General features: G+C 55.7%; 31 protein-coding genes and 1 pseudogene. 20 read left to right on the top strand and 12 right to left on the bottom strand.

The window, feature by feature from the left end; translation table 11 throughout:
* Positions 1 to 17: 17 nt before the first annotated feature.
* The gene (gene ftsH, locus DXY37_RS08180) at positions 18 to 1,880 is read right to left on the bottom strand and encodes an ATP-dependent zinc metalloprotease FtsH (RefSeq protein ID WP_115126189.1); all 1,863 of its coding nucleotides are present in this window, start codon (positions 1,878 to 1,880) and stop codon (positions 18 to 20) included.
* An 87-nt stretch (positions 1,881 to 1,967) separates the two neighbouring features.
* Here ftsH and rpmF point away from each other — a divergent pair, with 87 nt between their 5' ends.
* Entirely contained in the window at positions 1,968 to 2,144 is a 177-nt protein-coding gene (rpmF, locus tag DXY37_RS08175; protein WP_067094583.1) for a 50S ribosomal protein L32, read from the top strand.
* On the opposite strand, the gene DXY37_RS08170 is transcribed toward rpmF, so the two are convergent.
* Genes DXY37_RS08170 through DXY37_RS08160 form a run of 3 tightly spaced genes read right to left on the bottom strand, consistent with a single transcriptional unit; the run spans position 2,108 to position 4,177 of the window.
* Entirely contained in the window at positions 2,108 to 3,094 is a 987-nt protein-coding gene (locus tag DXY37_RS08170; RefSeq protein WP_244276983.1) for a kinase, read from the bottom strand. The two genes, rpmF and DXY37_RS08170, sit on opposite strands and share 37 nt — an antisense overlap.
* Entirely contained in the window at positions 3,084 to 3,422 is a 339-nt protein-coding gene (locus DXY37_RS08165) for a DUF565 domain-containing protein (RefSeq protein ID WP_115126187.1), read from the bottom strand. The genes DXY37_RS08170 and DXY37_RS08165 overlap by 11 nt, the downstream gene beginning before the upstream one ends.
* Positions 3,419 to 4,177: an HAD-IA family hydrolase gene (locus DXY37_RS08160; RefSeq protein ID WP_115126186.1), complete on the bottom strand. Its 759-nt coding sequence runs from the start codon at positions 4,175 to 4,177 to the stop codon at positions 3,419 to 3,421. Before DXY37_RS08160 ends, DXY37_RS08165 begins: the two co-directional genes overlap by 4 nt.
* Before the next feature lie 60 nt (positions 4,178 to 4,237).
* Here DXY37_RS08160 and recJ point away from each other — a divergent pair, with 60 nt between their 5' ends.
* Positions 4,238 to 6,157 carry a single-stranded-DNA-specific exonuclease RecJ gene (recJ, locus tag DXY37_RS08155; RefSeq protein ID WP_371638015.1) on the top strand — a complete coding sequence of 640 codons (1,920 nt, stop codon included), beginning with the start codon at positions 4,238 to 4,240 and terminating at the stop codon, positions 6,155 to 6,157.
* Positions 6,154 to 7,518, top strand: a complete 1,365-nt coding sequence (locus tag DXY37_RS08150; protein WP_115126184.1) for a chloride channel protein — start codon at positions 6,154 to 6,156, stop codon at positions 7,516 to 7,518. Before recJ ends, DXY37_RS08150 begins: the two co-directional genes overlap by 4 nt.
* Here DXY37_RS08150 and psb30 read toward each other — a convergent pair.
* Positions 7,497 to 7,604, bottom strand: a complete 108-nt coding sequence (gene psb30, locus DXY37_RS08145; protein WP_074159310.1) for a photosystem II reaction center protein Ycf12/Psb30 — start codon at positions 7,602 to 7,604, stop codon at positions 7,497 to 7,499. The two genes, DXY37_RS08150 and psb30, sit on opposite strands and share 22 nt — an antisense overlap.
* A gap of 165 nt (positions 7,605 to 7,769) precedes the next feature.
* Between psb30 and DXY37_RS08140 the strand changes: the two genes are divergently transcribed.
* The 11 genes and pseudogenes from DXY37_RS08140 (at position 7,770) to fmt (ending at position 18,275) form a co-directional block, all read left to right on the top strand.
* Positions 7,770 to 8,108: a YkgJ family cysteine cluster protein gene (locus DXY37_RS08140; protein ID WP_255482937.1), complete on the top strand. Its 339-nt coding sequence runs from the start codon at positions 7,770 to 7,772 to the stop codon at positions 8,106 to 8,108.
* Positions 8,108 to 8,437, top strand: a complete 330-nt coding sequence (locus tag DXY37_RS08135) for a TMEM165/GDT1 family protein (protein WP_067094564.1) — start codon at positions 8,108 to 8,110, stop codon at positions 8,435 to 8,437. The genes DXY37_RS08140 and DXY37_RS08135 overlap by 1 nt, the downstream gene beginning before the upstream one ends.
* Positions 8,438 to 8,479: 42 nt before the next feature.
* Positions 8,480 to 8,785, top strand: a complete 306-nt coding sequence (locus DXY37_RS08130) for a TMEM165/GDT1 family protein (RefSeq protein ID WP_115126183.1) — start codon at positions 8,480 to 8,482, stop codon at positions 8,783 to 8,785.
* A gap of 122 nt (positions 8,786 to 8,907) precedes the next feature.
* On the top strand, positions 8,908 to 11,271 hold the full coding sequence (locus tag DXY37_RS08125) for an RNB domain-containing ribonuclease (protein ID WP_115126182.1): 2,364 nt from the start codon (positions 8,908 to 8,910) through the stop codon (positions 11,269 to 11,271).
* On the top strand, positions 11,268 to 11,876 hold the full coding sequence (locus DXY37_RS08120; RefSeq protein WP_115126181.1) for a flavin prenyltransferase UbiX: 609 nt from the start codon (positions 11,268 to 11,270) through the stop codon (positions 11,874 to 11,876). Before DXY37_RS08125 ends, DXY37_RS08120 begins: the two co-directional genes overlap by 4 nt.
* Entirely contained in the window at positions 11,873 to 12,376 is a 504-nt protein-coding gene (locus tag DXY37_RS08115) for a hypothetical protein (RefSeq protein WP_115126180.1), read from the top strand. The genes DXY37_RS08120 and DXY37_RS08115 overlap by 4 nt, the downstream gene beginning before the upstream one ends.
* A 480-nt stretch (positions 12,377 to 12,856) precedes the next feature.
* Positions 12,857 to 13,270 (top strand): annotated as a pseudogene (locus tag DXY37_RS08110) (DUF2996 domain-containing protein); the annotation flags it as partial.
* A 72-nt stretch (positions 13,271 to 13,342) separates the two neighbouring features.
* Entirely contained in the window at positions 13,343 to 14,425 is a 1,083-nt protein-coding gene (gene acsF, locus DXY37_RS08105; protein ID WP_115126482.1) for a magnesium-protoporphyrin IX monomethyl ester (oxidative) cyclase, read from the top strand.
* Positions 14,425 to 15,873 (top strand): TldD/PmbA family protein, encoded by a 1,449-nt coding sequence (locus DXY37_RS08100; protein ID WP_115126179.1) that lies wholly within the window; start codon positions 14,425 to 14,427, stop codon positions 15,871 to 15,873. The genes acsF and DXY37_RS08100 overlap by 1 nt, the downstream gene beginning before the upstream one ends.
* A 2-nt stretch (positions 15,874 to 15,875) precedes the next feature.
* Positions 15,876 to 17,243, top strand: a complete 1,368-nt coding sequence (locus tag DXY37_RS08095) for a TldD/PmbA family protein (RefSeq protein ID WP_115126178.1) — start codon at positions 15,876 to 15,878, stop codon at positions 17,241 to 17,243.
* Positions 17,244 to 17,267: 24 nt separating this feature from the next.
* Positions 17,268 to 18,275 carry a methionyl-tRNA formyltransferase gene (gene fmt / locus DXY37_RS08090; protein WP_115126481.1) on the top strand — a complete coding sequence of 336 codons (1,008 nt, stop codon included), beginning with the start codon at positions 17,268 to 17,270 and terminating at the stop codon, positions 18,273 to 18,275.
* Between the two features lie 25 nt (positions 18,276 to 18,300).
* Here the strand turns inward: fmt and DXY37_RS08085 are convergent, their stop codons facing one another.
* Positions 18,301 to 19,443, bottom strand: a complete 1,143-nt coding sequence (locus tag DXY37_RS08085; RefSeq protein ID WP_244276981.1) for a DEAD/DEAH box helicase — start codon at positions 19,441 to 19,443, stop codon at positions 18,301 to 18,303.
* On the opposite strand from DXY37_RS08085, the gene DXY37_RS13595 reads away from it, so the two are divergent.
* Entirely contained in the window at positions 19,351 to 19,668 is a 318-nt protein-coding gene (locus DXY37_RS13595) for a hypothetical protein (RefSeq protein WP_244277058.1), read from the top strand. The two genes, DXY37_RS08085 and DXY37_RS13595, sit on opposite strands and share 93 nt — an antisense overlap.
* Here DXY37_RS13595 and DXY37_RS08080 read toward each other — a convergent pair.
* Genes DXY37_RS08080 through DXY37_RS08070 form a run of 3 tightly spaced genes read right to left on the bottom strand, consistent with a single transcriptional unit; the run spans position 19,661 to position 20,950 of the window.
* On the bottom strand, positions 19,661 to 19,921 hold the full coding sequence (locus DXY37_RS08080; protein WP_369818465.1) for a hypothetical protein: 261 nt from the start codon (positions 19,919 to 19,921) through the stop codon (positions 19,661 to 19,663). The genes DXY37_RS13595 and DXY37_RS08080 overlap by 8 nt on opposite strands.
* Positions 19,891 to 20,226 carry a DUF6464 family protein gene (locus DXY37_RS08075; RefSeq protein WP_115126176.1) on the bottom strand — a complete coding sequence of 112 codons (336 nt, stop codon included), beginning with the start codon at positions 20,224 to 20,226 and terminating at the stop codon, positions 19,891 to 19,893. Before DXY37_RS08075 ends, DXY37_RS08080 begins: the two co-directional genes overlap by 31 nt.
* 4 nt (positions 20,227 to 20,230) lie before the next feature.
* Positions 20,231 to 20,950 carry a DUF475 domain-containing protein gene (locus DXY37_RS08070; RefSeq protein ID WP_115126175.1) on the bottom strand — a complete coding sequence of 240 codons (720 nt, stop codon included), beginning with the start codon at positions 20,948 to 20,950 and terminating at the stop codon, positions 20,231 to 20,233.
* Between the two features lie 37 nt (positions 20,951 to 20,987).
* Between DXY37_RS08070 and DXY37_RS08065 the strand changes: the two genes are divergently transcribed.
* The gene (locus tag DXY37_RS08065) at positions 20,988 to 21,788 is read left to right on the top strand and encodes a hypothetical protein (protein ID WP_115126174.1); all 801 of its coding nucleotides are present in this window, start codon (positions 20,988 to 20,990) and stop codon (positions 21,786 to 21,788) included.
* A 74-nt stretch (positions 21,789 to 21,862) separates the two neighbouring features.
* Here the strand turns inward: DXY37_RS08065 and DXY37_RS08060 are convergent, their stop codons facing one another.
* Together DXY37_RS08060 and DXY37_RS08055 are read right to left on the bottom strand one after the other, a co-directional pair.
* Positions 21,863 to 22,183: an MgPME-cyclase complex family protein gene (locus DXY37_RS08060; protein WP_115126173.1), complete on the bottom strand. Its 321-nt coding sequence runs from the start codon at positions 22,181 to 22,183 to the stop codon at positions 21,863 to 21,865.
* Positions 22,183 to 22,929 carry a pyridoxine 5'-phosphate synthase gene (locus DXY37_RS08055; RefSeq protein WP_115126480.1) on the bottom strand — a complete coding sequence of 249 codons (747 nt, stop codon included), beginning with the start codon at positions 22,927 to 22,929 and terminating at the stop codon, positions 22,183 to 22,185. Before DXY37_RS08055 ends, DXY37_RS08060 begins: the two co-directional genes overlap by 1 nt.
* A gap of 134 nt (positions 22,930 to 23,063) precedes the next feature.
* On the opposite strand from DXY37_RS08055, the gene DXY37_RS08050 reads away from it, so the two are divergent.
* The 4 genes from DXY37_RS08050 to grxD are packed head-to-tail and all read left to right on the top strand — an operon-like array spanning position 23,064 to position 24,963.
* Positions 23,064 to 23,759, top strand: a complete 696-nt coding sequence (locus DXY37_RS08050) for a 1-acyl-sn-glycerol-3-phosphate acyltransferase (RefSeq protein WP_244276979.1) — start codon at positions 23,064 to 23,066, stop codon at positions 23,757 to 23,759.
* Positions 23,760 to 23,784: 25 nt separating this feature from the next.
* A complete protein-coding gene (locus DXY37_RS08045) occupies positions 23,785 to 24,318 on the top strand; it encodes a hypothetical protein (protein ID WP_115126172.1) in 534 nt (177 codons plus the stop codon).
* Between the two features lie 57 nt (positions 24,319 to 24,375).
* Positions 24,376 to 24,609 (top strand): BolA family protein, encoded by a 234-nt coding sequence (locus DXY37_RS08040; protein WP_067097230.1) that lies wholly within the window; start codon positions 24,376 to 24,378, stop codon positions 24,607 to 24,609.
* A gap of 30 nt (positions 24,610 to 24,639) precedes the next feature.
* Positions 24,640 to 24,963 (top strand): Grx4 family monothiol glutaredoxin, encoded by a 324-nt coding sequence (grxD, locus tag DXY37_RS08035; protein ID WP_115126171.1) that lies wholly within the window; start codon positions 24,640 to 24,642, stop codon positions 24,961 to 24,963.
* Here the strand turns inward: grxD and DXY37_RS08030 are convergent.
* Positions 24,952 to 25,830, bottom strand: a complete 879-nt coding sequence (locus tag DXY37_RS08030; RefSeq protein ID WP_115126170.1) for an alpha/beta fold hydrolase — start codon at positions 25,828 to 25,830, stop codon at positions 24,952 to 24,954. The two genes, grxD and DXY37_RS08030, sit on opposite strands and share 12 nt — an antisense overlap.
* Positions 25,831 to 25,836 lie beyond the last annotated feature (6 nt).

The raw sequence follows: 25,836 nt of genomic DNA, 5'->3' as shown, positions 1-25,836 counted from the left end.
ACCCCGTTTGAGCAGGCTCAAGCCCCAGCCGGCAACTGATCCAGGCTAGAGCTCCTGGAGGGGACGTCGAGTCCTGCCAGAGCATGAAAAAGATCGGACTGAAGGGTCTCTTCCTCAATCAGAGCCTCGACAAGCCGATCCATCAGCTGCCGCCTCGGGGTCAGTAGATCAATGGCCTGTTGCAAAGCCTCTTGTGCCAACGCTCGAACCCGATGATCAATTTCTCGACCGGTGCTTTCGGCATAGGACTGCCTGGTATTCACCAGATCACGTCCGAGGAAAACTTCCTGATCCTGTCCTTCAAGGGCAACTGGGCCCAGATCAGAAAATCCGAAACGGGTCACCATTTCTCGTGCGAGCTGCGACACCACCTGGAGATCGCCGCTGGCACCCTGTGTCACCTCAGAGTCTCCGAAAACCACAATCTCAGCCGCACGACCGCCCAAGGCCATCACCAGCCTTGCTCTCAGATAGGCACGCGTAACCAAACCAGAGTCAATAATTTCCTCATCAGGGAAGAAACGAGTAAAGCCTCCAACTCCACCACTGCGGGGCAACAGAGTGACCTTGTCCACCGGGTCGGCATGGGGAGTGAGCGCCGCCACGAGTGCATGGCCAATCTCGTGATAAGCAATTAATCGCTTCTTGGCTCCGTCCTGGAGCGGGGCAGCTGTCAGGCCCATCGTGATCCGCTCGAGTGCCTCTTCAAGCTCTCTGTTGCCAAGAAAAGACGCCTCATGACGAGCCGTAAGAATCGCTGCTTCGTTGAGAAGATTCGCAAGATCCGCGCCTGAAAAACCAGGCGTTCTGCTGGCCCATTCAGCAAGCGAAACCTCATCTGACAACGGTCGTGTTCTTGCATGCACAGCGAGAATCGATTCCCGACCGCGGCGATCAGGGAGACCCACCTGGATGCGTCGGTCGAACCGTCCTGGACGCATCAGTGCTGTGTCCAGAACATCAGGTCGGTTTGTCGCTGCCAACAAAATGACGCCCGAGTTATCGGCGAATCCATCCATTTCGGTCAACAACTGATTCAGGGTTTGCTCGCGCTCATCATTTCCACCACCGATCCCCGCTCCTCTCTGGCGACCAACAGCATCAATTTCATCGATGAACACGATGCAGGGGGCTTTGTCCTTGGCCTTTTTGAACAGGTCTCTGACTCGGCTGGCACCGACACCAACAAACATTTCAACGAACTCAGAGGCTGCAATTGAGAAAAAGGGAACGCCTGCTTCTCCGGCGATGGCTTTGGCAAGCAGTGTTTTGCCGGTTCCTGGGGGACCAATTAACAACACCCCACGAGGAATTCGAGCACCAAGCTTGATGAAGGTCTCCGGCTGTTTCAGAAAGGTGACCACCTCCTGCAACTCTTCTTTGGCTTCACCGATCCCGGCGACATCTTCAAATCGAACCGTGATCTCATCTTGTGGGCTGGTTCTGGCCTGGGTGCGTCCAAACCCCATGGCCTTGTTGGCTGCCTGAGCTGAACGGCGTAACAGCAAAGACAGCCCGACAACGATCAGAACAATCAGAGCAACATTTCCAGCGAGGCCTGCCAGTGCCTGCTCTTGGCGGACATCCTTGACATTCAGAGGTGTACCTGATGCTTCAGCGACGCGCAGGATCTGCTGATCATTCGCCAGTACAGAAACTGTGATTTGCTTCCCGTCGCGATAGGTGACGATCACCTGACGGCGAGCGGGGACCAACACCAGTTCCTTGACGGAGCCGGACGAAATGTCCTTGAGCAGGGTGCTGTAACTCACATCCGGTTGCCTTTGAAACAGGGCGAACGGATTGTTCTGTTGCTCCTCAGGCTTTGACTTGGGCGCTTGAGTTCCCGGTTCTGACTGGCTCGGCTGCTCTGAACTCACACCGCAAATGCGTTGAACTCAGACTAGCGATTTGACGAGTGGGCTCTTCGAAGTAGATCATGGCTGTTTGGCAGTGAAACGCCCGCGATGGCAGTCCCCAAGAAGAAAACCTCAAAAGGCAAACGCAACCAGCGACATGCTGTCTGGAAGGCCAAAGCCGCCACTGCCGCTCAGCGTGCACTCTCGATTGGCAAGTCTGTGCTGAGCGGACGGGCCCAGGGCTTTGTTTATCCCGTTGCTGAAGAGGACGAGGCTGAAAGCTGACGATCCATGACGTGGATCTCACGCACATCGCGTGATTCCGTGAGATCGATCACCACACTGCTCAGTGGAAGCATGCGTAGCCAGCTCGGTGGTAGTGCGGCAAGCACCATCCGGTTGAAGTCGGCAAGTTCACTGCTGCGGTAGCCCACTCCGCTCTGCTGCTCCAAGGTCGCCAGTTGCTGCTGCTTCCATCGAGACGATTGGTCGTTTCGAACAGCCCGCAGATGCCAGAGATCATCAAGGAGTGTCCAGACCTGCTGATAGTCAGCAAGTAAAGAAACGGCTCTGGAGCGCCAAGCAAGCTCATGCTCTGACAATCCTTCAAGGATTTCGGTCTCAATCGAGGGCAGGGGAGATACCCCCAGAAACCAGCCTTCGATCAACACCACTTTTGGTCGTGAACTGCTGCTTCCGCATCGATCTCCCCGGCCATTGCGGAGTGACTTATCAAAACGTGGGGCCGTGATCAGACCAGTTTCTTTCCATGTTGCAAGAGATTGCACCAGCCCATCAATGTCGTGACTGCCAGGAAGAGCTCTCGGAACCGACCAGGGATTACCCCGCATGCTCTTCTCCAGCTGCTCCGCTGGCCAATAGAAATCATCGAGTGAAAGATGCTCCACCGGCCAACCCAAGTGTTGAGAGGCGGATTTGACCCAGCTACACAGCGTTGATTTACCGCACCCCGGCAGGGCACTTACACCAAGCACAACACACGCCCCCTGATGCAGAGCCAACTCAACTCGGCTCAGCAATGGCAAACCAACGAACGCAATCCAGCCATCCACAACTGGCGCAGACCAATGATGTCTGGCCAGAGTCACACCACCATGAGGTACCCATCGATTCCACCAGTCCTCAACGTTGGACCAGTCGAAGCTTGCAAGCAGACGCTCGAACCCAACAGGAACGTCCTGAGGCACTGAGTCGACTCTGTTATCAGGATCCAAGCTTGTAAGCCTCGAGCACAACCGCATAGACCGTGCCGATGCGCAAATTGTCGAGGGCAAGCCAGGGGAGAGGCCACGGGCCCGGGCGTACCTTGCTGCGTAGGCGAACGATCAGCTCAATGATGAGAACCATCACCAGCACCGCTGCAGGACGATTCTGACCAGATCTCTGAAACCAAATCATGGTCACGTTGCTGCCGATGATGAAGCCGAACAGCAGTGCCAAAACCGCAACACTGCGTCGTCTCCAGGGACCGACCAGTGTCTGGTTCAATTGCCTACCGATCCGGCGTTGCAACTGTTCGTAGCGAGTGGCCTGAAGCGTCATCGCGAGTGGGCCGTGATCAGCAACTCCAGGTACTCCAGCGTGATCCGGCCCTCTGCACAAGGGGGGCCGCACAAGATCCTTGCCTGCTGATCAGCGTCTCCGAACTGATCGACCACGGCTTCGGCGACTTGCAGGTTGTTGTCAAGCTCGGCATCCCACGGGGATGGGGTCAGCAGACAGCGCAAACCTGCTGCTTTGGCTGACAGCAGTCCAGGTGATGAATCCTCGAAAGCGACAACATGGGCCCGATCTGATTGGCTCAGGTCAAGTGCCAGTTGATAAGGATCGGGATGGGGTTTATGTCGATCCACATCATCGGCAGTCACCATTCCCTTAAAGATTCCGGCCAATTCACTTGGTAAAGACTGAAGTAGAGCCTCAACAGAAGCTCGTCCACTGCTAGTCACAATCCACTGCTGCACAGCAGCACTGTTGAGTTCCTGAAGCAGTCGACTGACACCGGGACGAAGAGTCACAGTTCCAGAGGACGCGATCTTCAGGTAGTGCTGTTGCTTTGATCGTCGCAATCGATCGAGCAGGGCCTGATCAATCGGGGCTCCCACTTGTTCTGCATAGCACTGCATGCGCTGCCGTCCGCCAGGGATTCTCAGCAGTTCGGAGTAGAGCTCTTCATTCCAGAACCAGTCGAGACCACAGTCTGAGAAAGCATGATTGAAAGCGGGGCGATGGCCATTCAGCTCGGTGTCAGCGAGCGTTCCATCCACATCCCAGAAAACAGCCTGCAAACGGGTCATGTTGGAGATCCGATCGGGGCCCAGCTTGAACGATCGCTTTTGAGGCGATGAGGACGCACAATGACGCCATTACTTTCCTTCGGCATGGTGGCGGGCGCCCAGGATCAGCAGTGGCGACTCCCACAACCCATCGAAGGAGACCCACTGCCCTCAGTGGATCTTCCGCTCGCTCTGAAAGCGATGCTGTTCAGACGAGGACTCAAGAGTCCTGAGCAGGTGATGCTGCTTCTCAGCGATCAACCGCTGCCGGCAGCCGATCTTCACTTTCCGGAGCTGACTGCAGCACTCATCAGGTTGAAAAAAGCGTGCCTCAACCAGGAAGCAGTGGCCATCTGTGGCGATTATGACGCCGATGGCATGACCAGTACTGCTCTTCTGATGCGTGCCTTTGAGGCCATGGGAGCCAGTCCTCAAGCAGCAATCCCGAGCAGGATGGCCGACGGATATGGCCTCAACAGCGGCATGGTGGAGCAGCTCCATGCCAAGGGCGTTCGTCTACTGGTGACAGTCGACAACGGGGTGGCTGCACATGAAGCTCTCGAGAAGGCTTCGGAACTGGGCGTCGAGGTGATCTTGACCGACCACCACACCCTTCCCGCCAATCGACCCAAAGCATTGGCTCTGATCCACCCAGCAACCACTCCGAAAAACTCTCCTTATGGTTGTCTGGCTGGAGTGGGATTGGCCTATGTGCTGGCCAGAGCTTTAGCAGCGGAGTTGAAGAATCCAGCGTCGATCACCACAGCGAGAGATTTGTTCTGTATTGGCACCGTGGCCGATATGGCACCACTCACAGGAGCCAATCGAACCCTGCTCCGAGAAGGGTTGAGTCATCTGCATCGGAGCCGTTGCCCTGGGGTTCAAGCCTTGCAGCAACTCGCTGGTCTTGGAGATCGTCCCTTACGTGCTGATGACATCGGTTTCCAATTGGCACCGAGGATCAACGCGGTCGGTCGCATCGGTGAACCCTCCCTGGTCGTTGATCTGCTCACAGCCGATGACCCCAATCGTGCTTTTGAGCTCGGGCGTCAGTGCGACGCACTGAATCGTCAGAGACGTGAGCTCTGCGATGCGATCGAAGCGGAGGCAGTCGCACTGCTTGAAAGTGATCCATCACCTCTGCCTCCTTTTGTACTGCTTGCGCAGGGCCATTGGCATCACGGTGTGATTGGCATCGTTGCTGCACGACTCGTTGAGCGTTACCAACGTCCCGCAGCGTTGCTCGCCAGCGACGGCGAGGGACAAATGCGTGCCTCGGTGCGTGCACCCGATGGTTTTGCCGTGGATCGAGCGCTGCAACATTGCAGTGCTCTTCTGGACCGTCACGGAGGTCATCCCGCCGCTGGCGGATTCACGGTTCAGGTGACGTCTGTCAGTGCCCTGCATCAAGCCCTCAACGCTCTTGCTGCGCAATGGCTGCAGGGTCGGGGTGAGGAACTGTTGGTTGAACCGGAAGCGCTGCTAGAGCTCGATCAAATTGACCATGATTTATGGCAAGCCTTGCAACAACTCGAACCCTTCGGTGCTGGTCATCCAAAACCGTTGTTCTGGTCACGAGGTTGCAGAATCACCGACCAACAATCCCTACGCGGCGGGCACTTACGGCTGAAACTTGAACAACACGGAGTGGAACGCCAGGCCATTGTTTGGCGCTGGCCCGACAACGCTGTGCTCAGTCAGATAATCGATGCCACATACACCGTCACTCAGAATCATTGGCGTGGCGAGAGCCGTTTTCAACTGGAGATCCAGGCTCTTCGACCCCATCATGAAGTGATGGAACTCTTGCGTTCTCGCGGAAGCTACCGAGTGCAGCGCATCGATCGCCAAAGCCTGGAGCTGATCAATCCAGACGGAGAAACACTGGTGAGTCGTATCAATGACGAGGGTGTGCTGGAAAGCGACGACAGTCGCGCTTCACACCCTTACGTTGCAGCTCTCCTGCAGGAGGCTTGTATCGGCCTCGGTTTGCGCCCATGAGTCCGGATAGCCGACAGGAATCAGTCCTGATTCCAGGAACATTGCCCTCACAGAGCCGACTCAAAGGCCTTGTTCGCCATTTCATCGGTCTGGTTCTGGTCGGAGTGCTGATCGGGCTTGCATGTCTGCCTCTGAATCTTGTCGATGGCGTTCAGGATTATCTGTACGACTTGATGCCGACCTCTGCCAATGAAGGTTGGAGCTGGAAGGGACTGCTTGTCGCCTTCATGCCGCTTGTGGTGATGCCGATCCTGTTGCTGCTCCAGCGTGGACCCTGGCAGGCCGGTGCTGGCTCCGGCATTCCATCCACAATGAATGGGCTTGAAGACCCATCTCAACTGCCCAAAGCAATGGCACTGCCTGGAACAGTGCAACGTGGCGTGCTTTGGTCCATTGCCACCGTCGCCATGCTTCCGCTCGGAAGGGAGGGTCCAGTTGTTCAGTTCGGTGCAGCCGTTGCGAGGGCCTGCCATCGGCGCTTCCGCGATTGGTTGCCTTCTTTGAATGAACGCCAGATTGTGGCCATCGGTGGAGGTGCCGGTCTTGCCGGTGGATTCAACACGCCTCTGCTTGGAGCCGTGTTCATGCTCGAAGAACTCACCGCTGATTATTCGATCGTGACGATCTGGCCAGCGCTGGTGGTCAGTGTTGCCGCAGCTGGATTCTCCAACATCGGCGGAGAACCGATGTTTGGACTCGGAGTCCTCAACATCGCCTTGCCGGAAATCGAGCAACTCATGCTGGCTTTCCCGATCGGAATTGTCTGCGGACTTGTCGGTGGTTTGTTTAACAAGGGCTTGGTCTGGCTGACCAGACGCCTGGCCCCGGTGATCAAAAGAAAACCCCTGCGAACAGGCTTATGTCTCGGTGGTGGATTGACAGTGCTTGCTTTGCTGAGCTGGGGAACCTCCACGTCTGATGGCGAAGCTCTCGTCCGTCAGCTGATTGAACAAGGGATGCCCAATGCTCTTGGCAATGATCAGGATTTCATTACTGGACTCACCAGCGTCTGGATCACGCTGGTCAGGGTCGTTGGACCGATGCTGGCATTAAGCCCTGGAGTCCCAGGCGGTCTGATTGACCCTTCTCTGACGTTCGGTGCGGTCCTTGGCTACACCGTTTGCGCCGTGGCCGGAATCAGCTCACAAGTGGGAATCGGCCTTGGCCTCGCTGCAGGCCTTTCAGGCGCAACCCAACTCCCTCTCGTCTCGATCGTTTTTGCCTGGAGACTGACAGGCGACCAGCAGTTGTTTGCTGGAGTTGTTCTTGCTTCAGTGCTTGCTGCCTACACCGGACGCTTGGTCTGCAGAGATCCGGTGTATCACGGCCTCAGCAAACTTCAGAGTGCACCACGGCGATAGAAGAGGATGAAGATGACGGCGGGGCCGGCCAGGGTGATCAGGGCCAGTGCCGCGAAATTGGCGATCAGGTGGAAATCGAGTCCCATGGAACGGAAGCAGATGAGCGGCATGTTGCCAGATGCAGGCTACGAGGCATTCCCCCTCCACGTACAGCACGAACTCAACCTCTGTGATGGCTTGTCACAGCCGCAAAGTGCTGATCATGGTCTTGAGGTGGTCTCGTGACTCGCTCTCAACCCCATTGGTCCTGCATGGACCAGTGCGGTGCCTGCTGCCGACTGGCACCTGATGAACGCCCGGAAGCCGTTGAGGCTCTGAATCCTCTTCAGCAGCAGCAATATCTATCGATGGTGGGTGACGATGGCTGGTGCATTCATTTCGACAGTGGATCAAGGCGTTGTCGGATTTATGACTCCCGTCCAGATTTCTGCCGCGTCAGCAGTCTGTGCGGCTTGTTCGGCATCGAACCCGATCAGATGGACCGATTTGCGATCGATTGCTGCCGACAACAGATCCGTTCAGTTCATGGCGGTCGCAGCAGGGAACTGCGTAAGTTCGAACGTCTCATCCGTTCAACGGATCCTTTGTGATGACTGATTCCGGCACCCCACCACGTCCTGGTTTCACCACCGTCCTTCTGACGACATTCACAACGGTTTTTCTGGCCGAGCTTGGCGATAAAACCCAACTCGCCACACTTTTACTGTCTGCTCAATCGGGGCAACCTTGGCTTGTGTTCGGTGGTGCTGCACTGGCGTTGATCTGCTCCAGCCTTGTCGGCGTGTTGGTGGGACGTTGGCTATCAACAGTGATGCAACCGGAACGGCTCGAGCAGATGGCCGGCCTGTTGATGCTGGGACTGGGGTTATGGCTCGGTTCCCAGGCACTGCAGTCGTTGATTTCCGCCAATCCTCTCTAAAAGGACTCTCTCGATCGATTGGCCTTTGAACGTTTTCTTGTCATGGATCTGACCCTGCTTCTGTCCACGTTCGCCACCGTTTTCCTTGCTGAACTCGGCGATAAAACCCAACTCGCCACCGTGGCAATTAGCGGAACATCCAACCGCCCCTTGGCCGTGTTTATCGGCTCATCATCAGCCCTTGTGCTGGCAAGCCTGATCGGTGCCATCGCCGGAGGATCACTGTCAGGCGTTGTGCCTGCCGACTGGCTGCAGCTCATGGCATCACTTGGTTTTCTGGCGATTGGACTGAAACTGCTTTGGCCACTTCTCAGTGGAGCGGAATCAACAGCGACGGCCGACGACTGAATCTCCAGGCGAGCGAGGGAGCTTTAAGATTGTGAAATCAAGGGAAGGCGCGGTCTTTCGCTGCACGCGCACCCGAGATGATCCCTCCCGGTCCTGAAGGCCGGTTCCCGTAAACCGTTCCGATGAAATTCACGGTCGCTGACCTGCTCGACCAGGTTCCAGAAGAGGGCAATCTTGAGATTGCCAAGCTTGAAAAGATCCTGCGACTGACCAATCGCTCAGAGAAACAGTCTCTCGAGCTTGCTGTCCAAGGTCTGACAAGGCTTGGAATTCTTGATCTCGATAGCGATCGAGCCATCAGCAGGGGAACTTCAGTCGATCTGGTCGAAGCACGTCTTCGCTGCAGCAGCAAAGGATTCTGTTTTGCGATCCGTGATGACGGCGGGGATGACATCTATATCCGTGATCATCAACTCAATCACGCCTGGAACGGCGATCGGGTCCTTGTCAGGCTCACGCGTGAAGGAGGAAGACGCCGTTCCCCTGAAGGAGGAATCCAGTGCATTCTTGAGCGGGCCACCACAAGCTTGCTTGCTTCGGTGGAACAACAGGATGACCGCGTGATCGCCGTTCCACTCGACGACCGTTTACTGGCGTCAATTGAACTTTCTCCCGACGATGCGACCCATGCGGAAAAACCGATTGGGATGGCCGTTGCAGAAGTCGTGCTGGATCGCTATCCAATCGCACAGTTTCCGGCACGCGGACATGTCGCTCGATCGCTTCCCCTCGATGGTGGTGCTGGAGCTGATCGTGAGCTGATGCTCACCAAGGCCAATCTTCATCAGCGGCCGGCTGCTCCTCGCGCCAGTTTCAAAGCCCCATCAGCCAAAAAACGCGAGGACCTCACCGAGCAGCCCACGTTGATGATCAGCGGCTGGACTTCAGATGGCGCTCCAACGCTGCCAGCTGTTCATGTCATTCCTCACGAGGGTGGCACCCGTCTATGGATTCATAGCCCCGCCGTGGCCGAGCGCCTGAGCCCAGGGAACAGTTATGACCAGTGGCTTCTCAATCAGTCGGAAAGCCTTTGTCTCGGTGGACACTGGATTCCATTGTTGAGCCCTGCCCTTGCGAAGGCCGCTGACTTTTCCGTCGGGGACGTGCAGGACGCTGTGTCGTTGCGTCTGGATATCGATTCCGATGGTGAGTGGCGAGATTGGGACTTTTGCCTCAGTCGAATTCGGCCCGTCGCTGAAGTGAAGGCTGAAGCTCTCCATGCTTTGCAATCACGTAAACCAAAGTCGAGAGCAGTTCCTGCCGCTTTGAAGTCGATCAAAGACCAAATCGGTCAGCTGGAAACACTGATTTTCTGTGCAACCAAGCTGCATGATGCTGAACGGCGAGAAGGTCGCATCGAACTGGATCTCAAGCGAGCACAAGCGGACGACCTGGGTGATCTCAATCATGTATCGCCTGATGGTGACGGTCAGAATTGGTCAACACCTCTGAATGCCAGTTGCCCGAATTCGGTTCTCTCTGTCCTGATTCGGCACGCCCATCGTGTTTGGGAAGAACACAGTCGGAAACTGGGTTTACCAGCGATTCTTCTTGACGCTCCACCGGCGGACGATGCCGCTCTCAATGATGTTGCCAAGGCTGCCATCGCACTGGATGTGCCTCTTGAGCTAGACGAGGATGGTGCTCCCACACCATCTGAACTTTGCCAAGCCTTGGCGAGCAGCGAGTCGAGTCATGTCCTCAATCTGCAACTGAGGCAGGCGTTGCCAGAGAGTTTCTATCGGGCTTCAAGCAGCAATCAGGAGCCCGGTACAGACGGATCTGAACAAACATTGAGTGAGTCCACTGTGGATCACTCACCGAATCATTCCGACAACAGCGACGCTGATGGTTCGGGCAAGCAGCCACTTCAACCCCTTGCACCCTGGTGCTGCCCAACGCTGCATCAGGCAGATGTCATCAACCAGCACGTGCTTTGTTCACTGCTCAATGACGGCAAAGATCGTCCAACAGTGCGCCAAAAGAACAAAGTCAAACTTGGCGAAAAAGGAGTCACTGCCTCAGTCAGTTGGCCTTTATTCACGGCGTCTCAGGAGCAGAAAATCCTTGACACGATCCGTGAACGCACAGTGCAGAAGTTGAATGCGCGGCGACGCCAAGTTGAAGAACTGAAAAAGGATGTCTTGGCAATGACTAAGGCTCGTAGTGCAGAGCCCATGCTTGAGCAGCAGCAGACCGGTGTCATCAGTGGCGTTCAGAGCTACGGATTTTTTGTGGAAATTGCCCCTTCAATGGTGGAAGGTCTTGTGCATGTCAGCTCACTAAATGATGACTGGTATGAATATCGATCCAGGCAAAACCGCTTAGTTGGCCGAAGAAGCAGGCGCGTTTATCAGTTGGGTGACAGCGTCGAAGTGAAAGTGCTCAAGGTTGATGTGTTGAGAAACCAAATCGATCTTGAAGTGGTTCCTGCCACTACACCAGTTGCTGAGGATCCCCTTCCGGTGGCTGTGAGCGAGGAATGATTCCCTATGTAATTGGTATCAGCGGAGCTTCGGCACAACAACTGGCTGAACGCACATTGCAGTGGATGCTGCGACGAGATCTCAGCGTTCATGTGATTCTCAGTCGTGGCGCGCACGAAGTCTGGCGTGCTGAACGGTCGATCTCGGTGCCTGTGGATCCCAAGCTTCAGGAAAGTTTCTGGCGGGATCGACTTGGGGTGAACGATGGTCAACTGATCTGTCATCGCTGGAATGATCAATCAGCTGTTATTGCCAGCGGCAGTGTGCGCACCAAAGGAATGGTTGTTGTGCCCTGTTCCATGGGAACCGTGGGTCGTCTCGCGGCAGGACTTGGCGGTGACCTGCTTGAGCGCTGTGCTGACGTCCATCTCAAGGAAGGACGACCTCTCGTGATCGCTCCAAGGGAAATGCCTTGGAACCTGTTACATCTGCGCAATCTCACGACCCTCGCTGAAGCAGGAGCAAGAATTGCTCCTCCGATCCCGGCCTGGTACACCCAGCCTGAAAGCATCGACGACATGCTCGATTTTCTGGTGATGAGGCTCTTTGACTCGTTAGGGGAATCCCTCACCGATCAGAAACGTTGGCAGGGGCCTCAGCCATGACACCACTCCAGCGCCTGTTGCTGATCCCCTGCCTTTCACCCCTGCTTCTCACGTTGCTCGTCGGTGGCCTCAACCTTGGGAAGGCAGGAAGTCTTCGCATCCTCACTTGGGAGCTACCCAAACTTCCTATCGGCGTGTGGATGGCTGTCGCCGCCACATCAGGCGCCGTGCTCGGATCTGGAGGTGTGCTGGCTGCGGGATCATCGACACAGCAGACCCTGCAACGGGAGGTCCGGCGGCCGTACACATGGCAAGAAGAAGCTTCAGAGCCAGACACGCAGCGTGCAGCCACAACGGCAGCAACCATGCCTTGGCCGGAGAGAGACGTGCGAGATCCTGCACCAACCGTGTCAGTGCCCTTCAGGGTGATTCGGACCGGTCGCTCATCTAAGGACAGCAAGCCTCGGCCGGAGGTGCGGGAGAAAACTGTTCCAGAGCCTGTTCAAACCTCAACAACAGACCTTGATGACTGGAATCAACCGGTTCCGACAGATTGGTGAAACTGGTGAGAAGTGTCCTGGGCTGTCTACAGTCCCGCGAGCGATTGATGTCCGGTGAGCGAAACCCCCGACACTCCTGCCAAGCCCGAAACACCTGATCTACCTGCAACGACTGCAGGTGCTGAAAGTACGGCGGATGCGGACGTGACTGTCTCCCCAGACAAGCCAAGCAAGACTGAAGCAGCGGCCAAAGCAGCAACGGCAGAGAAAGTCCAACCAGCAGCAGCAGCCAAGCCAGACAAGACGCAAGCGCCTTCCAAGCCGGATCAAGCAGAGAAGACCGATCCAGCTCAGGAGAAGGTTGCCCCCGTCAAAGCTGACCCATCGGCTAGTGCTGATCCTGCTGCGGCAAAGGCAGACAAGACGAAACCCCCTTCCCAGCCTGAACAAGCAGAAAAACCTGATCCCGCGCAAAACAAGGCTGCTCCTGTCAAAGCTGACTCATCAGTCAGTTCTGCTCCAGCTGCGGCCAAGGCAACGAAGACTGACACCACGGATAAACCCGCCAAACCAGCCAAACCCGCACCAAAACCCAAACCGGAGGACAAGCCATTTACCAACTTCATCCAGGAGGATCTGCTTCCATCACTGACCAAATCTTTGACCGCGCGCGAACAAGCGCCGATCAGCCTCACGCTTGTTGAGGGAGAACGCCCGGTGGTGGGTGGGCGTTGTTGGATGGTTCAAGGCGAATTGCCCTCAGAACGTCGGTTCTGGCTTTGCTTTGAAGCCGATGCGATCACGTCGGGGAAAACGATCGCTCTTGCTGAATCCGGTTCAGATCCAAGCCTGCTCGAATCGTTCCTGATCGATGAGAAACGCATCAACCTGGCCTTGCTTGAATCTCGACTGCTCCAACGCCTGAATGGTCAGAAGTGGTTCGGAGGCAACTGAACCAATGGGTTACACCCAGCCCCGGCTGTGCCAGGACTGCATTTACGATGCTGAAAACACACGTTGGATCTGATGGTGCCTCCCACCGCTGTGAATGACGCAAAATCCGGGGGTTCCGGCGTCGCCGTCAAAGATCCGGTCAAGGACACGATCCTGACGCCCCGCTTCTATACAACTGATTTTGAAGCCATGGCGGAGATGGATCTCCGCCCCAATGAGGCTGAGCTCGAGGCGATCTGTGAGGAGTTCCGCAAGGATTACAACCGTCACCATTTTGTGCGTAACGAGGAATTCGACGGTGCAGCAGACAAACTTGACCCCGAGACGCGTCGTGTCTTCATCGAGTTCCTTGAACAGAGTTGCACCTCTGAATTTTCAGGTTTTCTTCTCTATAAAGAGTTGAGCCGTCGCATCAAAGCCAAAAATCCGCTGCTTGCAGAATGCTTCGCTCACATGGCCAGAGATGAAGCCAGACATGCTGGCTTCCTCAATAAATCGATGAGTGATTTTGGTCTTCAGCTCGATTTAGGGTTTCTAACTGCAAACAAGAAATACACCTTCTTCAAGCCAAAATTTATTTTTTACGCCACTTACCTCTCTGAAAAAATTGGATATTGGCGCTATATTGCAATTTTCAGGCATCTCGAAAAGAATCCTGAAAGTAAAATTTTCCCAATTTTCAACTTCTTTGAAAACTGGTGTCAAGACGAAAATCGCCATGGAGATTTCTTTGACGCCCTGATGAAGTCTCAGCCTGACACCGTTCGCGGTCTGCGTGCCCGTCTCTGGTGTCGATTCTTCCTCCTTGCAGTTTTCGCCACGATGTATGTCAGGGATGTGGCTCGCAAGGAGTTTTACGAAGCTCTTGGCCTCGATGCTCGCGAGTATGACCGAATGGTGATCGACAAGACCAACGAGACATCCGCTCGGGTCTTCCCGGTGGTTCTTGACGTCAAAAATCCGCGTTTCTACGAACGGTTGGAAAAAATCATCACGAACAACGAGTCTCTGGAATCTGTGGATCAGAGTTCATCACCAGCTCCACTCAAATTTGTTCGCAAACTTCCGCACTGGATTGCCAACGGAGCACAGATGGCATCTCTCTTCTTGATGTCACCTGTTCGCAGCGAAAACTATCAGCCCAGCGTGCGCTGATGCAGACAACTCTTCAAAAGTCTTCGGCTGGGTTCAATGATCTGAATCCAGGTCATCACCCCTGGCGTCAACGCCTCGACGCATTGCTGAATGCGGGGGTCAGTGCCGGAGCCGATCTCGTTGAAGTGTTTCTGGAACGAACGGATCATCTCGGGGTCCTTGCCGAACAGGACAAGATCACAAGCGTCGGCCCCTCCTTCGGGATGGGAGCAGGTATCCGCGTGTTCCGGTCTGGAAGAGATGGTTTCGTCAGTACCAACGACCTGAGTGATCAAGGGCTTGAAGAAGCTCTCCACCAGGCTCTGGCCATGCTTCAGCTCAACACCGCCACACTTGCCTCCCCAAGCTCATTTGATGGTCTTGGGCCTCTTCGTGACTACGGCTCCTCCAAAAACACGTGGCTGGACAGCACACCGGATCTCGTCACCATCACGCAGCGTCTTCTTGAGGGAACACATTGCCTGCAGAAGCGCGGTCAGCATCTTGACGTCCGTCGGGGCAGCTTCGCTCGCGACTGGCAGGAAGTGCTTGTTGCAGCCAGCGATGGAACATTTGCCCGTGACATCAGGTTGCATCAGTCCAGTGGCCTGAGTGTGCTCGCAGCCGATGGCGAACATCGCTCCAGCATTGCCCGCCGTTACGGAAGCAGCGATCGGCCTGATGATCTATGCCACTGGAACGTTGATGCTTCGGCTCAAGAGGTCTGTGACAGCGCCGCCAAAATGCTCCGGGCCGATTACGTCGACGGTGGCCAGATGCCCGTGGTGTTGGCCAATCGATTCGGAGGTGTGATCTTCCATGAAGCCTGTGGTCACCTGTTGGAAACCACCCAGGTTGAGCGTGGTTCCACACCATTTGCCGACAGCATTGGGGAGAGCATTGCCCATTCCGCCGTCACTGCAATCGATGAGGGCGTGAGTGGTGGTGCTTTCGGATCCATATCCATGGATGACGAGGGTATGGAGCCTCAAAGAACCGTTCTGATTGAAAACGGAATCCTTCAATGTTTTCTGAGTGACCGAGCCGGTGAAATGCGAACAGGACACGCCCGCACCGGCAGCGGTCGTCGACAGAGTCATGGCTTCGCTGCTGCAAGCCGCATGCGCAATACCTACATCGATGCGGGTCCTCACAGCATCGATGATCTGATTAGCTCGGTTGACCATGGTTTGTATTGCAAATCCATGGGAGCAGGCAGCGTCGGTGCAACCGGACAGTTCAACTTCTCTGTTGAAGAGGGGTACCTGATCAAAAATGGTCAGCTCGGTCAACCGGTCAAAGGCGCCACTTTGATCGGTGATGCCAAGGAAGTCATGCCCCGGATCTCGATGTGCGCTGATGATCTTGAGCTTGCTGCCGGCTACTGCGGGTCCGTCAGCGGCAGCGTGTTTGTGACCGTGGGTCAACCGCACGTGAAAGTGGATTCAATCACCGTGGGAGGTCGTTGATCATGACCAACGCTCCACTCAATGTGAGGTCGCTTCAGGATCAGCTCCAGTCGCTTGCCCGTCGCGAAGGAATTTCAAAATGGGATCTGGGCGCCAGTCGAAGCAGCAGTGCTTCAGTGCAGGTTGACCGTGGTGAGGCCAAACAGCTGAAAGCTGCACAACGCAGTTCGATCACGGTTCGAGTCTGGAACCAAAAAGGGTTGGTTGGCATCACCAGCACCTCTGATCTGTCTGATTCAGGTCTGGAAAAAGCGCTGATGGGCGCGCACCAGGCGAGTGAATTCGGTAACCCCGACGACGTGCCTGGTTTTTCCCCTCTCGCCACTGCACCTCAACCGGATCTTCATCGTCCTGTCCAAGAGGCTCAAGGCATTCAGGGTCTCCTCGAGCAACTTCTAGACGCTGAGCAGCAACTGCTGGGTCGTCATCCGGCCATCGGCACACTTCCCTACAACGCCATGAATGAGGGAAGTAGTGAACGGATCTACCTCAACAGTGAAGGTGCACTGCGCCAGGCACAACGCACTCAGGCAAGCATTTTTCTGATGGCACGTGCGGAGGAAAGTGGTCGCAAACCCCGCAGTGGCGGTGCGGTGCGGCTCGCTCTTGGCAGCCGCGATCTGGATCTGTCGGGATGCATCGATGAGGCTGCGGAGCGCACCATCAGCCATCTCAACTATCAGCCCGTCGACACTGGTCGCTACCTGGTGTGTTTCACACCGGAGGCCTTTCTTGATCTGATCGGTTCATTCAGCAGCATGCTCAATGCCCGTGCCGTCCTAGACGGTGTCAGTCTCAGCAAACCTGAATCGATCGGCGATCAATTAGCCGTTCCTTTCTTCAATCTCACCGACAACGGTCTGCATCCAGCCCATGTTGGAGCCATGCCTTTTGATGGGGAAGGAACCCCAACCCGAGCCCTGCCCCTGATCCGTGAGGGTCGCCTGGAGAACTTCCTGCATTCCGAAGCCACCGCTCGCCATTTCGGAGTGAATCCAACAGGACATGCTGGGATGGGTGCCAAGGTGTCCGTCGGTCCCGACTGGTTTGAAGTCAGTCGCACGCCCTCCATGAACACAGGAGCCGATCATCTTGATCACGCCACCAGTGATGACACTTTCGTTTTGATTGACAGCCTCAGTGCTCTTCATGCCGGTGTGAAAGCCAGTCAAGGAGCGTTCTCACTGCCCTTCGACGGTTGGCTAGTTCGAGGTGGGGAACGCATTTCCGTTGAGGCCGCAACAGTGGCCGGCGACATTCGCGAACTCCTACGTTCCATTGTTCATCTCGAACCGGAATCCGTGATCACCCATGAAGGGGTTAGTCCTTACGTGTGGGTTGATGGTCTGGCGATCACTGGTGAAGCCTGAACAGTCTTTGCTGATTCATTGGTCTTGAAAGTTCTGTTCTGGGGTACGCCCGTTTATGCAGTGCCCACGCTCGAAGCCCTGCTGTCTGCAGGACATCAGATCGTCGGTGTTGTCACGCAGCCCGATCGACGTCGAGGTCGGGGCAAACAATTAATGCCCTCAGCCGTGAAAGCACGGGCTTTGGAACTCGGCTTAAGGGTTTATACCCCAGAAAAAATCCGCCGAGATCATGCCTGTCAACAGCAGCTCGCCGATCTTGGTGCCGACCTTTCTGTTGTGGTTGCGTTCGGCCAAATTCTGCCTCCTGAAGTGTTGAGACAACCACCTTTGGGCTGTTGGAACGGCCATGGCTCATTGCTGCCGAGATGGCGGGGAGCAGGCCCAATTCAATGGTCCATCCTTGAAGGTGATGCTCAGACCGGCGTTGGTGTGATGGCCATGGAAGTGGGACTGGACACCGGTCCCGTGCTGATCCAAAGGGAACTCGAAATCGGTTTATTGGAAAACGCGCATCAACTCGGTGAGCGACTCAGCGAACTCACGGCAGATCTGATGGTTGAGGCCTTGCCACAGATTGAAAGCGCAGGAGCAGGAGCGGAAGAGGAGCGACTTCGCAGGTTGGGCGTGCGCCACCAGACTTCTGAGGTCACCTACGCACGCATGCTCGTGAAAAGTGACTACCAGATCGACTGGTCTGCTTCGGCACTGGCCATCCATCGCAAGGTGATGGGCCTCTTTCCAGGCGCGGTGACCCTCTGGAACGGAAAACGGCTCAAGTTGCTGGTCACTGAACCGTTGATCGAGAGACTGCGTCAGGAGCTGAGCCCTCTTGCGCAAGACCTCCTGGGCCGCTGGCCAACCGGTGGACACCAGGCCGGAATGGTTCTGGAGAGCTGTGAGGCTGGTTTGGTGGTCAGCAGTTCAGGGTGCCCATTACTGATCCGCGAAGCACAGCTGGAAGGAAAAGGTCGGAGCCATGGCCGGGCTCTCGTTCAGCAATTGCAGGCCAAGACAGGCGACATGCTTGGCTGACTGAGCAAACACTCCTCGGACCCCCTCAACGTCTGCGCTGGCGGGATAAGGGTGTTGGACTGCGACGACCGCGTTGATGACCGCGTTGACTGCTGCGCCGTTTGCCACCGCCGAGGTCCAGAGGTGGGGCCGTGAGAATCGTCGGTTCGAAACCTTTCACCTGTTCTTTGCGCAACGCTTCGCCCGTGAGACGCTCAATGGCCTTCAGCAACAGTGATTCCTCAGCGGCAACAAGCGAAATGGCATGACCGGTTTCACCAGCTCGACCGGTGCGACCAATGCGATGGACATAATCCTCTGCCACGTTGGGAAGATCCAGGTTGACCACGTGCGGCAACTGTTGGATATCAATTCCCCTTGCAGCAATGTCGGTGGCCACCAGCACCCGGACACTGCCCTGCTTGAAGCCCTGAAGAGCTCGGGTACGAGCACCCTGACTTTTGTTGCCGTGAATCGCAGCCGCTTCGAGTCCTTCCTTGCTGAGCTTTTCCGCCACGCGATTGGCGCCGTGCTTGGTCCGCGAAAACACGAGCACCTGACGCCAGTTCCCGCTTCTGATCAGATGACTGAGAAGTTCCGGCTTGCGTTTCATGTCACAGGGGTGAACGACCTGCTCCACAGAACGTGCGGTCTGGTTTTCGGGCGTGACCTGAATCTGCAGTGGTTGATGCAGTAACCCGGTGGCCAGCTTTCGGATCGGAGGACTGAATGTGGCAGAAAAAAGCAGGGTCTGCCGTTGCTCGGGCATCAGCCGAATCAATCTGCGGATGTCATGGATGAAGCCCATATCAAGCATTCGATCCGCTTCATCCAGCACCAGGCATTCCAACTGATCAAAACGCACCACCCCCTGCTGATGGAGATCAAGCAGTCGGCCTGGTGTCGCCACCAGTAGATCCACTCCTCCCTGAAGTCGTTCAATCTGCGGATTGATCTTGACTCCACCGAACACCACATCACTTCGCAAGGGAAGGTGATGCCCATAAGCACGCACATTCTCATGAACCTGAGCGGCCAGTTCACGGGTGGGCGTTAAAACCAACGATCTCACCTGCCCACGACCGGAACGTCTGCCATGCCGAAGTCGTTCGAGCATGGGCAGCGTGAATCCGGCTGTTTTCCCAGTGCCGGTCTGCGCTGCCGCCATTACATCACGACCACGAATCACCGCTGGAATCGCCTGTTCCTGAATCGGCGACGGGTGGATATACCCCTTGTCCCTCAGAGCTTTGAGAAGGGGTTCACCGAGTCCCAGGTCTTCAAAGCCGACCTGGGCATTGACCGTGACAGAGGTCTCGCTGATCGTGTTGGAGCCGAATCTTTCACCCTAGGAGGCGACCCAAAAACACTGGCTAGAGGCTTGCCTGGGCTTCAACAGAACGAACTCAGTTGATCTTCCAGACAGCATCCTCTGGAATTTCCGGTGCCGTGTGTAGATCCGTTGGCTCCTGTTGGCTCACCCGCCAAGCGGGAACCCTTGTATCTCGATAGCTGCCATGTTGAATCAGGACCCCTTCCTGTTCATCCGTAGTGGCATAAAACCCACCTTCCCAGTGGGACTTCTGATTCAGACCACCACGAAACCAGACCCAACAGCGCTCACGTTTCATTGATGTCACGCCGACCAGTGACTGCAACGTTCGCATGGACCCTCAGGGATCACAGCGCAGCGCATAAGTGGACTTCGAGCATTGAAACGACAGGCAGGATCACCAATGACCCAGCCATGCTGAAACCAGCGTGCATCGTCCGGTCTCTTCTGAGGTTTCACCACCAGAACGACTGAACTCAACTGATAGCTTCCGGAATGGAGTCGGTAACGGTGACGTCGCTGCATCACAAGGAAACTGTCGTCGTCGTGCAGGAACCAACGGCCCGGGGAAGGAGGCTCATCGAGTTCAACACGATCGAGCAGTTGCTCACTACCGGTCTGTCGAATTTCCACGAGCATGTGCTCAGGACTCCTCTGCTGCAGGGGAGTCACGGAGAGAAAATCCCCAGACCATCAAGCCAACGACTGCCGCAAGTGTCACCAGTTCAGATGGATGAAGGGTTGGTAGGGCCATCAGCACCAGCAGCTTGAGACCCACAAAACCAACCGCAAGGAAACCGGCTGTTTCCAGCCGTGGATAAATCTGCAGCCAGCGAATGAACAGTCCTGAGGTGAAACGCAAAGCGACCACTCCGATCAAGGCACCCGTCAACACAAGTAGTAACTGATCACTGATGGCAACTGCAGCAGCGACACTGTCAATCGAAAAGGCGAGGTCAGTGATGGCCAGGGTCAGCACCGTTCGACTGAATCGGATTGGCTTGGAAGCTGTTTCAACAGATCCTTCACTGGCTTCTTCGGTCGAAGAATTCCAGTGACTGAGGCAGATCCAGAGCAAGTAACCGCCTGCAATTAACTGAATCGGCGGAAAAGCCAGAACATATTGCGCCATCAGGATCAGCCCGACGCGCAACCCGAACGCCATCGCAATGCCGAGATTCAACGCCCGTCGTTCAAGTCGGGGATCCCGTTGTTCACGGGCGATTGCCGCCAGCGCAATCGCATTGTCGGCCGAGAGAAGCAACTCAAGAGCAACAAGGACTGGCAACAGCGGCAACAATTCACCAAGCTGATCAACGCCGTCCAACCAGGCAGTGAGTGACGACAGTGCAGCTGTATCCATTTCTACAGCCTAGAAATGGAAGACATTGATCAGTGAAATGCGAACCCACGCCCAGCTCTGCCATGTGAGTTCCGACCGATGCGTTGTGCTTGTTGAGGCCTACGAGGGCGGCACACCGCTGGGGAGTGCTCTCGGTGAAGGACGCAGCGCCATAGAAGCTGAGGATCAGGCTCTTGAGCGACTTCGAGCAAGGCTGGGCAGCTCTGAACCCGCCAAAGCCGAGGAACTAACGACAACGACCTCTCTGACCAGCGTTGAAGGCTCGGTTCAGCCTGGCGGATCAAAGCAGCTGCAGCCGATCAGGCGCGTCGCTACGACTGAAATCAAGGAATCGGTAGAAACCCAGCAGGTTATGAAACCCCAGCAGAAGCAGCCAACCCCTGTTGCCGCAGCTGACGACATCGTGGGAAGGGGTCCTGATCCACAACCTCCCAGCGAATCACCGATCGACCCAGAGGACTGGAGTGAGGAGCTCACTGCCATCGACCTCGAACTTCAGAGGATCGGGTGGGACCGCGACAGCGAAAAGATCTATCTCGAACGAGTCTTCGGACATGCAAGCCGCCATCGACTTACGCGCTTCAGTGATCTCGTGGCCTATCTGAAACGTCTTCGTGATCTGCCGGCAGGAAGTGATCCACAGCACGCCGAGATTCCTTTACGTCGATCCGATTTAGTGACTCAGGGGGACGAAATTCTCAAACGGCTGCAATGGAATCAGCAACAGGCGAAAGACTTTCTGAATCAACAACTTCAGGCCAGTTCACGTCAGCAGCTCACAGACGAGCAACTATTGAACTTCAACATGTTGCTTGAAGAACAACTACTCAGTTCCTGAACTGAAATGCCTAGGAATAATGATCAATACCAGTACAGCCATTGCTCAGCGATACGAGAAAGCTGGCAGAGGTTTCATCCAGCGGTTGCGATGGCATCAGGAATTTCAGAACTGGGGGCTTCAAAACGTCCGTCAAGGACAAACTCCAGCCTTAATTTCATGAACGTAATGAAATTGGAATCTGTGGAGACCACAGCCGCAGCAGGCTGAGGGAGCTGTTCACGAATCGTCTTCATCTCAGCTGCGTTGAGAAAAGCAGGTTGGCGAACAAGCCAGAAATCGACCTCCTTGCCATGTTCTTGATAGTGACGTCGTCTTTCCTTGAGCACTTCATCCAATGGCTCCTCCTCGGTGAGGAACCGATCGCTTGCTGCAACGAAGTAGTACGTGGTCATCAACTTTGGCTGGCGAACAAGGGCTCACGGCGTGGATTCTGAACCAAGAAGCGCATCTCGCTAACAGCAGTTTTCAAACCGACTGCAAGCGCCCTGGCCACAATCGTGTGGCCAATGTTGAGCTCCTCCATTCCCTCGATGGCTGCGACTGGTTCCACGTTCTGATAGGTGAGTCCATGGCCGGCGTTGACGCGTAGGCCGAGGGAGCGGGACAACGCAGTGGCTTCCGTCAAACGGGCCAACTCATGGGGTTGTTCTGTCCAAGCAGCCTCCGCGTAGGTGCCGGTGTGCAATTCAACCCAGCGTGCTCCTGCATCGCGACTGGCCCTCAATTGCGATGGGTCCGGATCCACGAAAAGGCTGACGGGAATGGCGCGCTCATGCAGTCGCTGCACCATGATTTTCAGCTGCGCAAGCTGAGCTGCGACGTCTAGCCCTCCCTCGGTGGTGACCTCTTCACGACGTTCAGGAACCAATGTGACCATGTCTGGTCTGACACGCAAAGCGATTTCAACCATTTCGTCGGTGGCAGCCATTTCCAGGTTCAAACGGCTGCGCACGGTTTGCCTGAGCAGATCCACATCACGGTCCTGAATATGACGACGGTCTTCGCGCAGATGCACGGTGATTCCGTCAGCTCCTCCAAGTTCGGCTAACAGAGCCATTGGCACAGGATCAGGCTCCACCGTTCTCCTGGCCTGCCGCACATTGGCAATGTGGTCGATATTTACCCCAAGGCTGGCCACGTTGTGTCGTTGAAATGGCATGAATCCTATTCAGCACCTGATCCGATTCGGCCGAAGGAGCAACTGCCCAGCAGAGTCCTTGGGGTGCGGTCTTCCCCGGTAATTTCTGCTGAGTGGATTTTTAGTTCGAGGCGGTGTCCAGCAGCCTGACGACGCGTTCATCTGCCCTCGATACAGGGATCGATCCCTTTTGGGCCCCTCTTGCCATGGTTGTGACCCAGGACATGGCGCTTCATTACCTGCGTGGGAGAACAGTTCTGGGCGCGGAGAATCTTCCGAAAGACGGTCCGGTTCTTCTGGCTCCAACGCACCGAGCCCGCTGGGATGCCCTGATGATCCCCATGGCTGCAGGTCGACGGATCACTGGCCGTGACTGTCGTTTCATGGTCACAAGAACAGAAATGTCCGGATTGCAGGGATGGTTCCTGCAACGTCTGGGTTGTTTTGCGGTCGACCAAGACAAGCCTTCACTGACAACCCTGAGATTTGCTCTTGACCTTTTGGAGAGTGGTCAACAACTGGTGGTTTTTCCTGAGGGACGGATCAAAAGGACTGATGCACCAATTGAGTTGGAGCAAGGCCCCGTCAGGCTTGCGCAACTGGCTCAACGCCGGGGAATCAATGTGCAGGTCGTGCCTGTTGGTCTTGCCTACAACCCTGCTGTTCCAGGCCCACGCAGTCGTTCAGCAATTTGCTTCGAACAACCCTTAGTGGTTGATGGCAAGGGCAAGGAGGAGGCCCTTCGCTTCAATCACTTACTCGCCAATGGGATGCATACGGCTGAACAAGCGGCCCGAGAGGCCATCGGACGACCGCTGAATTGCCTTTAAAGTCCGCGCACTCAAGATTGGTTCCATGGGCACCCGCCTTCTTTGCTCAGCGATTGCCTTGACTGCCGGCTTGTGCATGCCCCCTGCATTGGCACAGTCGGGAACGGATATTTCTGGCTCAGCCACCAAAGTGCTTGCTTCCAGTGGCTCGGGTTTCAATGTTTCATCCGTCGAGGCCTTGATTCAGCGCGGTGATGCAGCAGTGGCATCCGGCAATCTGGTTCAGGCGAAGAAGGACTACGACAACGCTCGAACCGCTTCCAAGCAGCTTTTGGCGTTCTACCGCGATCTCTCTGGTTCGTTCCGAGGGCTCGATGCCCGTATCCCCAGGGAAATGGATACCAAAGGACGTGCGGCTCTGGCTCTCCTTGCCCAGTCCAACCTGCGTCTTGCAGCGCTCTTCCGCCGTCAGGGGCAGCCGGCAGTTGCTGTACCGGTGCTGGTTGAAGTCGTGAGACTGATGACTCCTGCCAAACCAGAAGGTCAGAAGGCTTACCAGAGCCTTTTGGAACTCGGTTTCGTTGACACCCCCTACCGCGGTGCTTCCGCTGGTGAGTGATCGGATTCACACCTGACATTCATCTGCCAGCATCAATTGAGTTCAAGCTCTGTTCCAATGGTTCAGCCTGACGCGGTCACCTCTGCAATTCGTCGCGCGATCCCAGATGCTCAGGTGAGCGTCGAGGACCTCACCGGTGGTGGTGATCATCTTCAGGTGAGCGTGGTGTCGACCGCCTTCGACGGTCTCAATCGCATCCGTCAACATCAGCTTGTTTATCGAGCCTTGAGGGAGGAGCTGGCTTCAGAGGCCATTCACGCCCTAGCTCTGAACACCTCCACACCCAACTGATTCGCCTCTTTCTCTGATCGCCTGATTTCCATGGACAGCCAGACCCAATCCCGCATCGAGAGCCTGATCCAGTCGAGCCCGATCTTTGTGTTCATGAAGGGCACCAAGCTGATGCCTCAGTGCGGCTTCTCCAACAATGTTGTGCAGATCCTCAATGCACTTGGCGTGAGTTTTGAAACGTTTGACGTGCTCTCTGACCCTGAGGTCCGCCAGGGAATCAAGGAATACTCCGATTGGCCCACCATTCCTCAGGTGTATGTCAAAGGCGAATTCATGGGTGGATCCGACATCCTCATCGAGATGTACAACGACAGCACTTTGAAGGAAAAGCTGGAGATCGCTTTAGCCAGCTGACTCATCCAACTGACCCAAGAAATCATTCACCACTGCAATGAACGTCTGATTGCGATCGATATAGGTCTTGTGACCTGCATCCTTCAGCACTTCCAATCGGGCGCGATCACCAAGCCTTGATCTTGCATCCTCCAGGGTCTGTGGCGTGGCCGTGTCGTATTCCCCGCAGATCAGCAGCGTTGGCTTCGAGACATTCTGAAAGCTTGGAAACAAGTCAAGGTCACTGAGTCGTCCCTGATGCTGGAACTCACTCGGTCCCCACATCTGTTGATAAAGCTTGTTGTTGCCCCTCTTACGCTCACAACGCACTGCTTCTTGATCTGATGCTTGATCGGAACGACAGAAGTGTCGGCGTTCGAATTCGGTCTCCAAATCAACCGACTCGCCCAACTCTCTTTGAATGTTGTTGATCAGCTGATTGCAATCGGCAATCCACCGCTGTGTCGACAGCAGAGGAGACGAGAGCAACAGGGCTGCCACTCGATCTGGGTGATTCAGGCAGAACTGCGTCATGACTGCGCCACCCCATGAATGTCCAAAAACATGGGCACGGGCGATGCCCAACTGATCGAGAATGCAACGGGGTTCCCTCGCAAAGCGCTTCAGTGTCATCTGCTCCGGCAGCAGATCGGCATGTGATGCAAACGAGCCAAGCTGGTCGTAGAAGATCGTTGGTCGTTGATCAGCCAGGGGATGCAGAGCGTCATAGAGACCAACGCTGGAACCACCTGGACCTCCGTGCGTGATCAATAAAGGAATCCGATCAGCAGCGTCCACAGCGTGAGGTTGGTAACAACGCAGCTCAATGCAGCCTCCGTCGACCGAGACCGTTCTTACAGCCTCAAGTGAATGACGATTGATGCCCATGCCCCG

This window comes from Synechococcus sp. GEYO (genome assembly GCF_900473955.1).
Classification (GTDB): Bacteria; Cyanobacteriota; Cyanobacteriia; order PCC-6307; family Cyanobiaceae; genus Synechococcus_C.
This window is presented reverse-complemented; position numbering and strand designations above follow the sequence as displayed.